This is a genomic window from Leptospira yanagawae serovar Saopaulo str. Sao Paulo = ATCC 700523, from assembly GCF_000332475.2.
Classification (GTDB): domain Bacteria; phylum Spirochaetota; class Leptospiria; order Leptospirales; family Leptospiraceae; genus Leptospira_A; species Leptospira_A yanagawae.
Map to the genome: position 1 here is coordinate 1 of NZ_AOGX02000024.1, position 14,056 is coordinate 14,056.

Consider the following 14,056-nt stretch of genomic DNA (forward strand, 5'->3'; position numbering starts at 1 on the left):
ATTCCAAAAGGATTACAATGAAGAACGTCTCCATTCCTCTTTAAATTATTTGACTCCTTTAGAGTTCAAAGCGAAGTATGGAAATTGAGTTATGAGGATTTTACTAACTTAAGATTTGGTCCAACAAACGGGGGCAGGTCAGTAGCATCAACAATTACCTTTGAATTTTCAGGTAATGACCATAAAGTATCTTTGATGGATGCTTTATTCAAAAACGAAACTTGGTTAGGAAGTTCGATCCGTATGGTTTCGCCAATGTTTAAGTTTTCAGTTTCTACGGAAAAAGGATTTTTATAATTATTCTTTAAAATAAATATAAAACTAACACATAAACCAATTAAAACTCCGGTAAGCAAATCAGTAAAAATAATTGCTAAGATGGTTACAATAAATGGTAAAAATTGATAAAACCCTTTTTTGTAAATGGATTTGTAAACCGCGATATTTGTTAATTTAAATCCTGTTACAATCAAAATAACAGCTAATGAAGATAAGGGGATAAGATTAAAAGACGAACTTAAAAATACTACGCTGGAACCTAGTAGGATTCCATGAAAAATCGTTGAAATTTTCGTTTTTGCTCCTGCATAGATATTCACTGAACTTCTTACGATGACGGAAGTAATCGGAAGTCCTCCAATTAAACCTGATAAGGAATTTCCAATTCCTTGGGCGACGAGTTCTCTGTTGGGAGAGGCAAGTCTTTTGTGTGGGTCTATCCTTTCTACTGCATCTAAATTGAGTAAAGTTTCCAAAGTGGCAAAGGCAGCAATGGTAAAAGCATAATACCAGACATTTGAATTCACAATTTTTGAAAAATTTGGAAACACAAATATGGATTCCCAGTTTTGAATGTTGGGGATTGAAACCAAATGTTTTTCAGAAAGATACATTCCTGGAAAAAACAACAAAAAACCATGGTTCAGTAACACTCCGATTACGATGACAAGGATGGGGGAAGGTATGAACTTTAATCCCTTCCATTTCAATTTGTCATAAGTAACCATTAAAGTTAGAGAAACAAATGAAATGGTCAAAGCACCCCATGAAAAGTATTTATTCATATTCAAAAGTTCAGAAAATGTATTTTCGCCGTCTCGTTGGAAAAAAATAAAATCTTCTTCTGGGTCTATATCAAAACCCACTGCATGTGGGATTTGTTTTAAGATTAAGATGATTCCAATGGAGGCAAGTAATCCTTGGATCACATTGGAAGGAATGTAATTGGCAATGAATCCAGCTCTAAGGAATCCGAGTCCAATTTGGATGATACCAGATAAAAACACGGCTAATAAAAATGTTCTGTAGTCTCCTAATGCAGCCAAAGCCGCAAGAACCAATGTAACAAGTCCAGCTGCAGGCCCACTTACACTTGTATTGGAATGACTGATGGTTCCAACAACAATACCACCGATCACACCAGAGATCACTCCTGATAACAAAGGTGCGCCACTTGCAAGTGCGACTCCTAAACACAATGGAAGTGCGACTAAAAATACAACGAGGCCAGATGGAATGTCATTTCTGAGATTGGAAAACATATAAGTCAGGAAATCATAAATGTTTGGGAACTAGCTGTCAACACGAATGAATGGAATATTTGGTAAATGGTACAAATTGTCCAGCTCACTCTTTTGGTTTTTAGTTTTTTATAACCAAAGGATGACTTCATTGAGGTCTTCTTCATCAATCACATGACGAACTTGGTCTTCTGTTGTGAATGAAATCGATTGGACCTGAATTGAATTCCATAATTGGGAGAAAACGAATGGTCCAACCAAACATTTGTAAATCGAATTGGGTTGGATTTTTCTTTGAATGGAGCAAATAAGTTCTGGTGTTTTACTTTCATCAGGAATGAGCAATTGACGATTCGTGTCACTGGCAAAAAACAAAATTTGGAATTTTGATATATTACTGTTTGTTAGGTTTTCTGTTTTGATGAAAAGTTGTAATTCTTTTTTATCTTTGTTATGCCTAGGTTGAATGGAAACAAGAATCGGTAATCCCGCAGCTTTTAGATATTGCTTTCGTTCTTCCTGATTGGTCTTTGGATAGGAACTCCCACAGTTTCCGAAGGAAATACAGAAGGAAATACAGAACAGCCAATGAAAAAATGTGGAGAACGAATTTTGAAAATATCCTGTTTTGAGAATTGGATGCAAACTGGATTCAGAATTTCGATACCTGGATGGGACTCAATCCCTTTTTTCAGCACCCTTCTCTTCTCTCGTCTATTGAGAAACAAACTCAAAATCTCATTTTGGCCCTCCCAAGATTTATGAATTTACGGAAAGTGGAATCTGTCTAAATTTGGACGTAATAGAAAAATTTACACCTACACTCTAACAGGAGCTCTTCAATGACGTTGAGTCTAGACTTCTTTCGTTCCTCAATTGGAAAGAAGATCATAATGGCCATTACCGGATTTATCTGGTTTGGATTCGTGATCCTTCATATGGTCGGAAACCTTCAAGTTTTCCAAGGACCAGAAAAATTAAACACCTACGCAAAGTTTCTCAAAGATTTAGGTCCCCTTCTCTGGGTGGCGCGGATTGGACTCATCGTGGCCTTTATGGGTCATGTTTGCACTGCGATCCTCCTAAAATTGGAAAATAACTCTGCTAGACCCGTCTCTTATGCAAAGAACTCCACCATCCAAGCATCACTCGCATCGCGAACGATGGCTTACAGTGGATTGTTACTCTTAACCTTTCTCATTTACCATTTAGCACATTTCACGTTGGGGTATACCAACCCAGACCATTACTCTCACGAGTACATCTTAAAAAATGGAGATGTGGTGCATGATGTGTATGCGATGGTGATTCTTGGATTCCAAGACCCAACCATTTCCATATCCTACATCGTGTTTATGGTTTTCCTTGCCCTACATTTTTCCCATGCATTGGGTTCCATGTTACAAACGTTAGGCATCCTTGCACCAAAACACAATCCCACCATTCAAAAGATTTCCACAGGACTTGGTCTCCTCGTTTTTATTGGAAATTGTTCCATGCCACTCTCGATTTTACTCGGGTATGTGCGTTAAGGGGTTTTAGGAGAGAATATGAAATTAGATTCAAAAATACCATCGGGCCCATTGGAACAAAAATGGGACAAACACAAACAAGATATCAAATTAGTTAACCCAGCAAACAAACGGAAATACAAAGTGATCATTGTTGGAACGGGACTTGCGGGAGCTTCTGCTGCAGCCACTCTATCCGAACTTGGTTACCAAGTATCTGTATTCTGTTTCCAAGATAGCCCAAGACGCGCTCACTCGATTGCTGCCCAAGGTGGTATCAACGCAGCAAAGAACTACCAAAATGATGGTGACTCTGTTTACCGATTGTTTTATGATACGGTAAAAGGTGGAGACTTCCGAGCAAGAGAAGCAAACGTATATCGTTTGGCACAGGTTTCTACCAATATCATTGACCAATGCGTGGCACAAGGGGTTCCATTTGCTCGTGAGTATGGTGGAACTTTATCCAACCGTTCCTTCGGTGGTGCCCAAGTATCTCGTACATTTTATGCAAAAGGACAAACAGGACAACAGTTACTCCTTGGTGCTTACTCAGCCCTAGAAAAACAAATCTCTCGTGGTGCCGTAAAAATGTACCCAAGGACAGAGATGCTAGAGTTGGTCCTTGTGGATGGCCATGCAAAAGGAATCGTTGTCCGTGACTTAGTGACAGGTGAGATTTCTTCTCACGCAGGTGATGCAGTGATTTTGGCTTCTGGTGGGTACGGAAACGTTTTTTACCTTTCCACAAATGCAAAAGGATCCAATGTAACTGCTACTTACCGTGCTTACAAAAAAGGGGCAGCATTTGCAAACCCATGTTATACGCAAATCCACCCGACATGTATCCCTCAATCTGGTGACTACCAATCCAAACTGACACTGATGTCGGAATCCCTCCGAAATGATGGTCGGGTTTGGGTGCCAAAGAAAAAGGATGACCTTCGTGCTCCGCACGAAATCCCAGAAGACGAAAGAGATTATTACTTAGAAAGAAAATACCCTTCTTATGGAAACCTTGCCCCACGTGATATCTCCTCTCGTTCTGCCAAAGAAGCCTGCGACAATGGCCTTGGAGTTGGACCAAAAGTGGGAGACAAACGATTGGGTGTGTATCTGGACTTTTCAGATTCCATCAAACGATTGGGAGAAAAGGTAGTTGCGGACCGTTATGACAACCTCTTCCAAATGTATGAAAGGATCACGGGTGAGAACCCTTACAAAGTTCCAATGCGAATTTACCCTGCGGTTCACTATACGATGGGTGGACTTTGGGTGGATTACAATCTAATGTCGAATATCCCTGGCCTCCATGTCCTTGGGGAAGCAAACTTCTCTGACCATGGTGCGAATCGTTTAGGTGCTTCTGCCCTCATGCAAGGGCTTGCGGATGGTTATTTTGTGATCCCTTACACCATTGGTGATTATTTTGCCAAAGAAGGTGCAAAGAATATTTCTACTGACCGACCTGAGTTCAAAGAAGCAGAAGCCCGTGTTCGTGAAATGACAAACAAACTTCTAAACATCAATGGGAAAAAAACACCAGATGATTTCCATAGGGCACTTGGAAAGATCATGTGGGACCAGTGTGGTATGGCACGTAATGAAAAAGGCCTAAAGGATGCTTTGAAGAAAATCCCTGAACTCCGTGAAGAATTCTGGAAAAATGTAAAAGTAGCAGGCAAAGGGGAAGAACTCAACCAAGAGTTAGAAAAAGCCGGACGTGTTGCCGACTTTTTAGAGTTTGGCGAACTCATGTGCCTGGATGCCCTCACAAGGGAAGAATCTTGTGGTGGTCACTTCCGAGAAGAACACCAAACGGAAGATGGCGAAGCAAAACGGAACGATGAAAAATTCTGCCACGTATCAGCTTGGGAATACCAAGGAGAAGGAAAAACTCCTGTAGAACACCGAGAAAAACTTGAATACGAAAACATCCACCTAGCCGTAAGGAGCTACAAATAATGGATAATATGAAGTTACACCTTAAAGTTTGGAGACAAAAAGACAAAAACGACAAAGGTCGTATGGTCAGTTACGAAGCAAACAACGTGAATGAGCATATGTCTTTTTTAGAAATGCTCGACGTTGTCAATGATGACCTCATCAAAAAAGGGGAAGATCCGATTGCTTTCGATCATGACTGTCGGGAAGGGATTTGTGGATCATGTTCTATGGTGATCAATGGTGTTCCACATGGTCCTGAAAAAGGAACCACAACTTGCCAATTGCATATGCGTAAGTTCAAAGACGGTGATACTGTTGTGATTGAACCATGGCGAGCAAAAGCCTTTCCCGTGACAAAGGATTTGGTTGTGGACCGCTCGGCATTTGATCGTATCATCCAAGCAGGTGGTTACATTAATGTAAACACTGGGGGGGCACCGGACGGAAACGCACTTCCAATTCCAAAGGTAGATGCTGACCTGGCTATGGACGCTGCCACTTGTATTGGATGTGGGGCATGTGTCGCTGCGTGTAAAAATGCATCAGCGATGTTATTTGTTTCAGCGAAAGTATCCCACTTGGCTCTTTTACCACAAGGTGTGGTAGAGAAAAAAGAAAGGGTACGTAAAATGGTAAGTGCGATGGACAAGGAAGGATTTGGTAATTGTACAAACCAATACGAATGTGAAGCCGCATGTCCAAAAGAAATTTCGGTGAACTTCATCACTCGCCTTAACAGAGAATACATTTCGAGTTAAACCACGAAGTTTATTTTCAAAAATGAAAAACCCGGATGACTTCCGGGTTTTTTTTACTTATATTTGGAAAAGTTGGTTTTTCGTTTTTTGAAATGCCTTCATTGTTTCCAGTTCCTTGCTAAACAATTTTAAAACATATTCGGCTCGTTCTTTGTCTTCCCCTTTAAGTTGGTTTAAATAAAGGTTGGATTTTCCTTTGATTTCTTCAGCTGATAAAAAGTTTCGTTGGATGAGTGCCAATTGACCTTTCGTTAAAAAAGCATAAAATTTTTCAAGGGGGTGTTTTGATTCGTCTTTTAAGATTTTATCTAAAAGAGGTTCCACCAAATCATCATTATTTGGGTCTTCATCCATTAAATATAAATTTGCAAGACTTAAAAGTTTGCCTTCTTCTTTGTATTCTGCTACTTTTTTATCGGAATACAAATCTTCAAAATAAACAAATCGATTGGATTTCACTTGGCAAATGGTTGCCAATTGTTTTTGGAAATCACTGGTATCTATTTTGTTTTTTTCGACGTTAAAATTTGTGACCACTAGGAAAAGTAAATCGCCATCTTTTTCTATGTATCGAAAACCTATGATGAGTTCTTCCTCTTTATCATATCCTGGCAAATAAATTTGATTTGGATGGTCTTTGGATGCATGTGTGATCATAAAATCGACTACTGCTTCCATCTCACTAGGTGAAAAATCTAAGTTCAAATGGCGAAAGATTCTCACTTCCAGAATATGACTTAAGTAATAGGGATTTGTTTTTGTGGGATAAGGCACATTGTTAACGGAGACACGAAAACGAATGTCATGCCCTGGATTTTCCTGCGAAACAATGGGAAATGCAAAACTAATCGCAAAAAAAATAAGAGATAACAAAAAGAAACGATTCATAGGACCTCAAATTGTATCCATTAGAATAAGGAGTCATCGAGCAAAGTCAACAATTCCTTTTGGGGAATTGGAAGGTTTTCTAAAAGTTGAGTTTTGAATCGCACTAAAAATTGAACTTCCTTCCCACGTTTCTCCCTCCCGAAGAGTAAGGTCTCCAATCGAGTGAGAATCGCATTCTGCAAAAGGATTTGTTCCAGAGGACTCACAACAATGGGAATCGTTGTATCTAACTTTTTTGTCTTTGGATGAGCCGAATCTAATACCATTTCATTTCTTATGGATAACAAAGAATACAATCGAAATCGTTCGATGGCTTGGTATTGCATCGACAATTGGTCGTCATGGCCACCGAAACGTGTGAGGAGATTTTCTTCCAACAATCCAATAGAAAAACCAGAAAGTAAAATACGATTCCATAAATCATAATCTTCACAAGTTTTCAATTCTTCTCGAAACAATCCAATGTTTGCCAAAGTTTCCTTATGAGCAATGAAACTCGAACAAGTGACCATACACAGTTCCAGTGATTGTTCTAAAAACCTACCTTGTAGTTTTTTGTATTTTCCTTTGGGTTCGAGTAAGTTTCCTTTTTTATTCCAAATTTCATTGGTTTGTGAAAAGAAGAGTTTTGGATGATCCAAGTGGTATTGGATTTGTTTTTTAAGTTTTTCTTTGCACCATTCATCATCGGAATCGATAAAACAAATCCATTCCCCTTCACTCTTTTGGATTCCAAAATTCCGAGCTGCACTCACTCCCCTATGTTCTGTTTGGTGGATTTGGATGGATTTTTTGTATCTCCCAAAGGATATCATTTGGCGTTTCCAACTGGGAAGATTCGTCAGAAGATAAGTCCATGTTTCGTCTGTTGAGCCATCATCGATGACGTGAAGTTCCCAGTGGGGATAGGTTTGGTTTATCACTGATTGGAGGGAGCGATCTAACAAATGGCGTCTGTTATGCGTAGGAAGTACAATGGATACTAGTGGTAAATTCGGATTCATCATTCGAGTGAGTTCATTAAGACAAAATCTAAGTGTTGGATTTGGCCTCCTTGGTGGAGGTAAAAAAGAGGTAGGTTTTGGTATAAAATTGGCAAGTAGTCATTTTGGATTTGAAAAAAAGAATTTTTTAGGGCTGTATCTCCATTGTTTCGATCCTGCATCAAATTGGAGATCGATTTGGCACTATAAATGGGTTCAAGAATGATATCCGTTTTTTGATAAAATTCTCGGATCCAGTTTATGTGATCTTTGGATGTTTTAGCAAACCTTACACCCTTTAAAGTTCCAAAGTTCGAGTTTGCAGTTCCAAATTGGTTCCGATTTGCATTTTGGGAAGAAGTGTCTTTCGGGAATTCTAATATACTTTCTTTGGGGATCTTTTGGATTTTCGAATGGAGTTCCTTTTGTAGGGTTTCGATTTTCGAGATCCAAGAGGACTTACTTTCGCCGACCATCACACCAAGTACGAGAATGGACGAATCGTAAAAATAATCAAAGGCAGATACAAAACTTGCCCCCGATCCAATTTCTAAAACTAAAGTTGCCACCTTCGCATGACTATTGTTAACGTGATTGGATCGTTTATCTGCTTTTAATCCTGTATGAGTAACTTTTAAAATTTTATGGATCTCCGATTCTAATTCTTGCCAGAATGATCGAAGTCCAGTTGATTGCGCTGGGTGGATTCCAAATTCTTGTAAACAGAGTCCATCAAACGTTTTTGATCTTTTGAAAAATGATTCTTCTGCCTCTTTTCGATTCGCATAACAATGCATTGTATGGGAATGGAGATTCACCAATCTTTCGTTATAAGTCTTTAGCTTCGTATCTTTGGTATAGGAGATGGTTTCCATCTGAAAACCAAAATAGCGGAGAATGGTGGTAAAACTGGCTAAGTAATTCCCATGGATCGCACCCCAAAGGAGTACCTTTTTGATTTGATTCTTTTGTAAGGTTTCTACAATGCCAAGGACTTTCCTCCATTTGGTTCCAAATCCAAATGGAAGTAAGTCATCCCGAACCATCCAAATTTCAGAAAGTTTTGTGATCCGAATTGGTAAATTGGGAAATACGGGTGTTGGAATTGGTTAGTCCCCGGTTTTCAAAATGGAAAGGAAGGCCTCTTGTGGGATTTCGACGTTTCCAATTTGTTTCATTCGTTTTTTCCCTTCTTTTTGTTTTTCGAGGAGTTTTTTCTTTCGGGAAATATCTCCCCCATAACACTTCGCTGTTACGTTTTTACGTAGCGCTGAAATACTTTCACGAGCCACAACTTTGGATCCAATCGCTGCCTGCAATGGGATCATAAACTGGTGGCGTGGGATGAGGTCCTTTAGTTTTTCGATGATGACTCGACCCCTCTCCTCTGCTTTGGACTTGTGTACAATAGAGGAAAGGGCATCCACTGGTTCCCCATTGACAAGGATATCCATTCGTACAAGTTTTGAATCTCTATACCCTACTTCTTCATAGTCGAGAGACGCATAACCTTTGGTATACGATTTGAGTTTGTCATAAAATTCAAAAATCAATTCCGCAAGTGGAAGTTCATACGTTAACTGGAGTTTGTCTTTGGATAGGTAAACTGTATCCATATGGATCCCACGTTTCTCAATCACAAGAGACATGATATTTCCGACATAGGATTCTGGGGCAATGATGGTGGCTTTGACAAAAGGTTCTTCCGATTTTCCAATGAGGATGGGGTCAGGCCACTTACTTGGGTTATCCACTTCGATGAGATCCCCTTTGGTCGTGGTGATGCGAAATTTTACGGAAGGTGCTGTCGTAATGAGTGCTAAATTAAATTCGCGTTCCAAACGTTCCTGAACAATTTCCATATGGAGGAGACCAAGGTAACCCACACGAAATCCAAATCCAAGTGCTGCTGAATTTTCTCTCTCAAAGGTAAGTGCCGAATCGTTTAATTTTAGTTTTTCAATGGCATCCACTAAGGCATCAAAGTCTTCTCCGTTAATGGGAAAAAGACCAGCAAATACCATTGGTTTTGCATCCTTAAACCCTTTGACATCTTCTGCCGTTTGGCGGTTGGCATGAGTGATGGTATCCCCTGTTTTGGCATCACCCATCTTTTTCATACCGGCAACAACATACCCAACATCACCAGCCTGTATTTCTTCGCAAGCCACCATGGAAAGCCGGTTGATCCCAACTTCAGTCACAGTAAACTGGCGGCCAATGTTCATCATATGGATCACTTCCCCTTTGCGAAGCTTCCCATCGTATAACCTCACTTTGGCGACGACCCCCATATAGGTATCAAAAAAAGAATCATAGATAAGGGCTTTGAGTGGTGCCTCTACATCCCCTTTGGGAGGTGGCAATAGATAACAAATGGCTTCGAGTACTTCTTGAACATTTAGACCTGTTTTTGCCGAGATCGGAATGGCTTCTTCAGGATTGAGACCGAGAGATTCCTCAATCATCAATTTGCATTTATCGATGTCGGCTGATGGTAGATCAATTTTATTGATGACGGGGATGATCCGTAAGTCGAGGTCCATTGCCAGGTATAGGTTTGCTAACGTTTGTGCTTCTACCCCTTGGCTTGCATCGACGATTAGGAGGACCCCTTCACAGGCGGCAAGAGAACGGGACACTTCGTACGTAAAGTCCACGTGGCCCGGGGTATCAATTAAATTCAGGTGATAAATATTTCCGTCTTTGGCATGGTAATCAAAGGATGCATTATTTGCTTTGATGGTGATCCCACGTTCCCTTTCAATGTCCATGGAATCGAGGATTTGGTCTTTTTTGGTACGTTGGTCTGTCACAAGACCAATCTCAAGCAAACGATCCGCCAGAGTGGACTTCCCGTGGTCGACATGGGCAATGATGGAAAAATTGCGGGTGAATTTTTGGCGTTCGTTCACGGTTCCCTCTTCTTTTTAAGTCATTTTCCTGGAACGAGGCTCTTTGTCGAAAAAGTTTATTGTCAGAGGCTTAAATTTCCTAAGACTGGAAGGAAATTATCCCTTAGGAGAAACAATTCCCGATGTCCCAAAAAGATAGCATTCGTTCCGTCAGAGCCCGTGAAATAATGGATTCCAGAGGAAATCCAACCGTTGAAGTGGATGTCACTTTAGAAGACGGTTCTTTTGGTCGTGCGGCGGTTCCCTCTGGGGCATCCACTGGAGAACACGAAGCTGTGGAACTTCGTGATGGTGATAAAAAAAGATACTCTGGAAAAGGGGTACTCAAAGCTGTAGAAAATGTAAATTCCAAAATTTCGAAATCCATTCTAGGCCTTTCAGCAACGAACCAACTCCTCATCGATGGAACTATGATTTCCCTTGATGGAACTGCCAACAAATCAAAATTAGGTGCCAATGCACTTCTTGGGGTTTCCATGGCAGTGGCAAAAGCGGCAGCTGCCCATACTGGACTTCCACTTTACCGATATATCGGTGGGACTTTCGCTCGCGAACTACCAGTTCCCATGATGAACATCATCAATGGTGGGGCTCACGCGGACAATAACATCGATTTCCAAGAATTTATGATCCTCCCAGTTTCCGCTCCGAATTTCCGCGAAGCCCTTCGTATGGGTGCCGAAGTTTTCCATAGCTTAAAATCAGTATTAAAGGGCAAAGGCCTAAATACGGCTGTGGGTGACGAAGGTGGATTTGCTCCCAACCTAACAAGTAACAGTGAAGCAATTGAAGTTATCCTCACTGCCATTGAAAAAGCTGGTTATAAACCAGACCTTGATATCAAAATTGGTCTCGATTGTGCTGCCTCTGAATTCTATGATGAGAAAAAGAAAAAGTATGTTCTCAAAGCAGAGAAAAAACCAGAAAAGACTGCTGAAGAACTGGTAGAATACTACTCAAATTTAGTGTCCAAGTATCCGATCATTACCATGGAAGACGGTCTGGATGAAAACGATTGGACAGGCTGGAAAAAACTTTCCGAAAAACTAGGGAAAAAGATCCAACTTGTGGGGGATGATTTGTTCGTTACCAATATCAAAAAACTCGCACAAGGGATTGAAAAAGGAATCGGTAACTCCATCCTCATCAAAGTGAACCAAATTGGAACCCTGACAGAAACTCTCAGTGCCATCGAAATGGCGAAAAAAGCGCAGTACACGGCTGTTGTGTCCCACAGGTCTGGGGAAACAGAAGATGCGACCATTTCTCATATCGCGGTTGCGACCAATTCGGGTCAGATCAAAACGGGATCCTTAAGTAGAACGGATCGAATTGCAAAATACAACGAACTGCTTCGTATCGAAGAAGAACTTGGGAAAAATGCGACGTACAGTGGAGTGGGAACGTTTTACAACCTAAGATAATATGACAGCAACCAAAGCCTCTCTTCTCTTAACCTACGTATGTGCTTGCCTCTACCTTGGACTTTTGTCTGAGTCAGGGATGGCAGAGCGATTGCGTTTGGAAAAAGAACTCGTCACTCTCAATGCTGAGGTGGAGAGGCTTGTTGTCGAGAATCAGGGACTCGAAGAAAAGGAAAGGCGTCTGAAAAATGATGCCTATGCCTTGGAACAAGAAGCTCGTAAATACTACTTACTCTCCGAAACTGCCCATGTCTTAAAGTTTGAAGAGTTTCCAGAAAAAACTGTAACCAAACCGAAGGCAATTCCAACGTCCATCCGTGCAGCAGGCTTTGGAGGAGAGTGGAAAGAACCCCCGCTCTTTTTACTCCGTTTCTTTTTTATTTCTTTCAGTGTTTTCCTGATTCTAGGTGTGTACTACAAGCTGAAACGCTTGCCTCATACGTCTAACCAGAAAAGACTGAACTAATATGCCAGAAGAAGAAACACCAGAAAAAGAAATCACCGAAACCATCCAAGACCTCATTAGCGATAAAAACATGGGAAAGAAGTTCCTGGAAAAACGGAAAATCTTTCTCTGGGGTCCTGTGACTGACGAATCCTCCAAAGATCTTACAGCCAAACTCATGTATTTGGAAATGGTAGATCCAGGAAAACCAATTACCTTTTATATCAATAGCCCGGGTGGTGTCGTCACTTCAGGACTTGTTGTTTATGACACCATGCAAATGATCACTTCGCCTGTGCATACGGTTTGTATGGGAATGGCAGCGTCCATGGGTTCCATTTTACTCATTGGTGGGAAAAAAGGAAATCGATACATTTGGCCAAACGGTCGAGTGATGATCCACCAACCTTCCATCGGAGGGCAAATCCAAGCTCCTGCAACGGATTTACTCATCCATGCTCAGGATATTGTCAAAACAAAAGAAAAACTCAATCAGATGTTAGCTGACGCTTGTGGTAAAACCTACGAACAATTGGTGGAAGACACCGATCGAGATTATTATATGGATGCCGAACAAGCTCTTGCTTATGGCATCGTTGATAAAATCGTAAACAAAATTGACGTCGTCTAACAAAGAATTTAAACCAAGAAGATTTTTAGAAGGTCGTCACCTTCAAACTGTCTACAATGTGCTATTTCCTCCGGACAATGCTTTGGAGGATGAGTACTTTTCAGAAAGCATCCTCATTCCCACAAATGATGGGTCTGGGGATTTGCTTTGGTTAGAGCACAACCCTCCTCTCTCCCAAGTTCGTAAAAAAGTTACTCCCTGGAATGGATACTACATCATGCTTGTCCATGGAATGGAAGGAAGTTCCGAATCCCATTATATGGTCAGTGTTGGAAAAGAAGCACTTAACCGTGGTTATGGAGTCATTCGTATGAATTTACGTAACTGTGGTCGTGGTTTAGGTCTTGCAAAAAAGCCATATAATGCAGGTCAGTCGGAAGACATTGACGTAGTTTTGAAGTACATTTACAAACATTTTACAAAATCTATATTTGTCTCTGGTTTCTCTTTATCTGCAAATATCGTATTAAAATTTTTTGGTGAAAAAAGAGAACATTATGCGAAAGCATTTACAGCCACTTCCCCACCTCTCGACTTAAAACGAAGTTGCGATTTTATCGATTCTCGGGCAGGCAATTTTTACAGAGACCATTTTTTAGATACTATGAAAGAAAAGGTAACACTTGGAATTTATGATATCACAGAAAAACGAAAGGAACAGGTCTTAAAAAGTAAGTCCTTTTTTGATTTTGACGATTTTTTTACAGCACCTGTTTCTGGTTATGCGAATGTTCTTGAATATTATAATATTTGTTCGAGTGTTAAATATTTGTCTGGGATTAAAATTCCAGGACTGATTGTCCATGCGGATGATGATCCTGTTGTGCCTTCAGAAGTTTGGCATGAAATTCGATGGAAGTCTTATCCATTGATTCAAACAGTCCTTACCGAAAAAGGAGGGCATGTAGGATTTATCAGTGACCCTTCTCCAGAGAATCCTGAAGGAAGATGGTTACCGACAATCCTACTCGATTTTTTTGATTCCAAAATCAAATCCCATTCATAATTTAAATTAAATTTCAAGGACGGTGTGT

14 protein-coding genes are annotated in these 14,056 nt (G+C 40.5%); 8 read left to right on the forward strand and 6 right to left on the reverse strand.

Annotation, left to right across the window (positions count from 1 at the left end):
- Nucleotides 1-88, forward strand: an 88-nt coding sequence (locus tag LEP1GSC202_RS20505; RefSeq protein ID WP_083930020.1) for an integrase core domain-containing protein, incomplete at its 5' end; no start/stop codon positions are given.
- 1 nt (nt 89) lies between these two features.
- Here LEP1GSC202_RS20505 and LEP1GSC202_RS11670 read toward each other — a convergent pair.
- Both LEP1GSC202_RS11670 and LEP1GSC202_RS11675 read right to left on the reverse strand, forming a co-directional pair.
- Entirely contained in the window at nt 90-1,541 is a 1,452-nt protein-coding gene (locus LEP1GSC202_RS11670; RefSeq protein ID WP_015678017.1) for a SulP family inorganic anion transporter, read from the reverse strand.
- A 108-nt stretch (nt 1,542-1,649) separates the two neighbouring features.
- Nucleotides 1,650-2,165 (reverse strand): hypothetical protein, encoded by a 516-nt coding sequence (locus LEP1GSC202_RS11675; RefSeq protein ID WP_015678124.1) that lies wholly within the window; start codon nt 2,163-2,165, stop codon nt 1,650-1,652.
- A gap of 197 nt (nt 2,166-2,362) precedes the next feature.
- On the opposite strand from LEP1GSC202_RS11675, the gene LEP1GSC202_RS11680 reads away from it, so the two are divergent.
- From LEP1GSC202_RS11680 to LEP1GSC202_RS11690, 3 genes are read left to right on the forward strand one after another with little or no spacing between them, the layout of a single operon-like run.
- Nucleotides 2,363-3,052, forward strand: a complete 690-nt coding sequence (locus tag LEP1GSC202_RS11680) for a succinate dehydrogenase cytochrome b subunit (RefSeq protein ID WP_039928960.1) — start codon at nt 2,363-2,365, stop codon at nt 3,050-3,052.
- Nucleotides 3,053-3,070: 18 nt separating this feature from the next.
- Nucleotides 3,071-4,996, forward strand: a complete 1,926-nt coding sequence (locus LEP1GSC202_RS11685) for a fumarate reductase/succinate dehydrogenase flavoprotein subunit (protein WP_015678389.1) — start codon at nt 3,071-3,073, stop codon at nt 4,994-4,996.
- An 8-nt stretch (nt 4,997-5,004) separates the two neighbouring features.
- Nucleotides 5,005-5,736: a succinate dehydrogenase/fumarate reductase iron-sulfur subunit gene (locus tag LEP1GSC202_RS11690; RefSeq protein WP_039929027.1), complete on the forward strand. Its 732-nt coding sequence runs from the start codon at nt 5,005-5,007 to the stop codon at nt 5,734-5,736.
- A 57-nt stretch (nt 5,737-5,793) separates the two neighbouring features.
- On the opposite strand, the gene LEP1GSC202_RS11695 is transcribed toward LEP1GSC202_RS11690, so the two are convergent.
- The 4 genes from LEP1GSC202_RS11695 to lepA form a co-directional block, all read right to left on the reverse strand.
- Nucleotides 5,794-6,624, reverse strand: coding sequence for a hypothetical protein (locus tag LEP1GSC202_RS11695; RefSeq protein ID WP_015678377.1), 831 nt, complete (start codon nt 6,622-6,624; stop codon nt 5,794-5,796).
- A gap of 20 nt (nt 6,625-6,644) precedes the next feature.
- Nucleotides 6,645-7,631 carry a glycosyltransferase family 2 protein gene (locus LEP1GSC202_RS11700; protein WP_015678170.1) on the reverse strand — a complete coding sequence of 329 codons (987 nt, stop codon included), beginning with the start codon at nt 7,629-7,631 and terminating at the stop codon, nt 6,645-6,647.
- Nucleotides 7,628-8,653: a hypothetical protein gene (locus LEP1GSC202_RS11705; RefSeq protein WP_015677984.1), complete on the reverse strand. Its 1,026-nt coding sequence runs from the start codon at nt 8,651-8,653 to the stop codon at nt 7,628-7,630. The genes LEP1GSC202_RS11700 and LEP1GSC202_RS11705 overlap by 4 nt, the downstream gene beginning before the upstream one ends.
- 63 nt (nt 8,654-8,716) lie before the next feature.
- Nucleotides 8,717-10,522, reverse strand: a complete 1,806-nt coding sequence (lepA, locus tag LEP1GSC202_RS11710; RefSeq protein ID WP_015678312.1) for a translation elongation factor 4 — start codon at nt 10,520-10,522, stop codon at nt 8,717-8,719.
- A gap of 122 nt (nt 10,523-10,644) precedes the next feature.
- Here lepA and eno point away from each other — a divergent pair, with 122 nt between their 5' ends.
- The 4 genes from eno to LEP1GSC202_RS11730 are packed head-to-tail and all read left to right on the forward strand — an operon-like array spanning nt 10,645 to nt 14,028.
- The gene (gene eno, locus LEP1GSC202_RS11715) at nt 10,645-11,946 is read left to right on the forward strand and encodes a phosphopyruvate hydratase (protein WP_015678184.1); all 1,302 of its coding nucleotides are present in this window, start codon (nt 10,645-10,647) and stop codon (nt 11,944-11,946) included.
- Nucleotide 11,947: 1 nt separating this feature from the next.
- Nucleotides 11,948-12,412: an FtsB family cell division protein gene (locus tag LEP1GSC202_RS11720; protein WP_015678334.1), complete on the forward strand. Its 465-nt coding sequence runs from the start codon at nt 11,948-11,950 to the stop codon at nt 12,410-12,412.
- A 1-nt stretch (nt 12,413) separates the two neighbouring features.
- On the forward strand, nt 12,414-13,022 hold the full coding sequence (locus LEP1GSC202_RS11725) for a ClpP family protease (protein ID WP_015678321.1): 609 nt from the start codon (nt 12,414-12,416) through the stop codon (nt 13,020-13,022).
- Nucleotides 13,009-14,028: a YheT family hydrolase gene (locus LEP1GSC202_RS11730; protein ID WP_015678222.1), complete on the forward strand. Its 1,020-nt coding sequence runs from the start codon at nt 13,009-13,011 to the stop codon at nt 14,026-14,028. The genes LEP1GSC202_RS11725 and LEP1GSC202_RS11730 overlap by 14 nt, the downstream gene beginning before the upstream one ends.
- Nucleotides 14,029-14,056 lie beyond the last annotated feature (28 nt).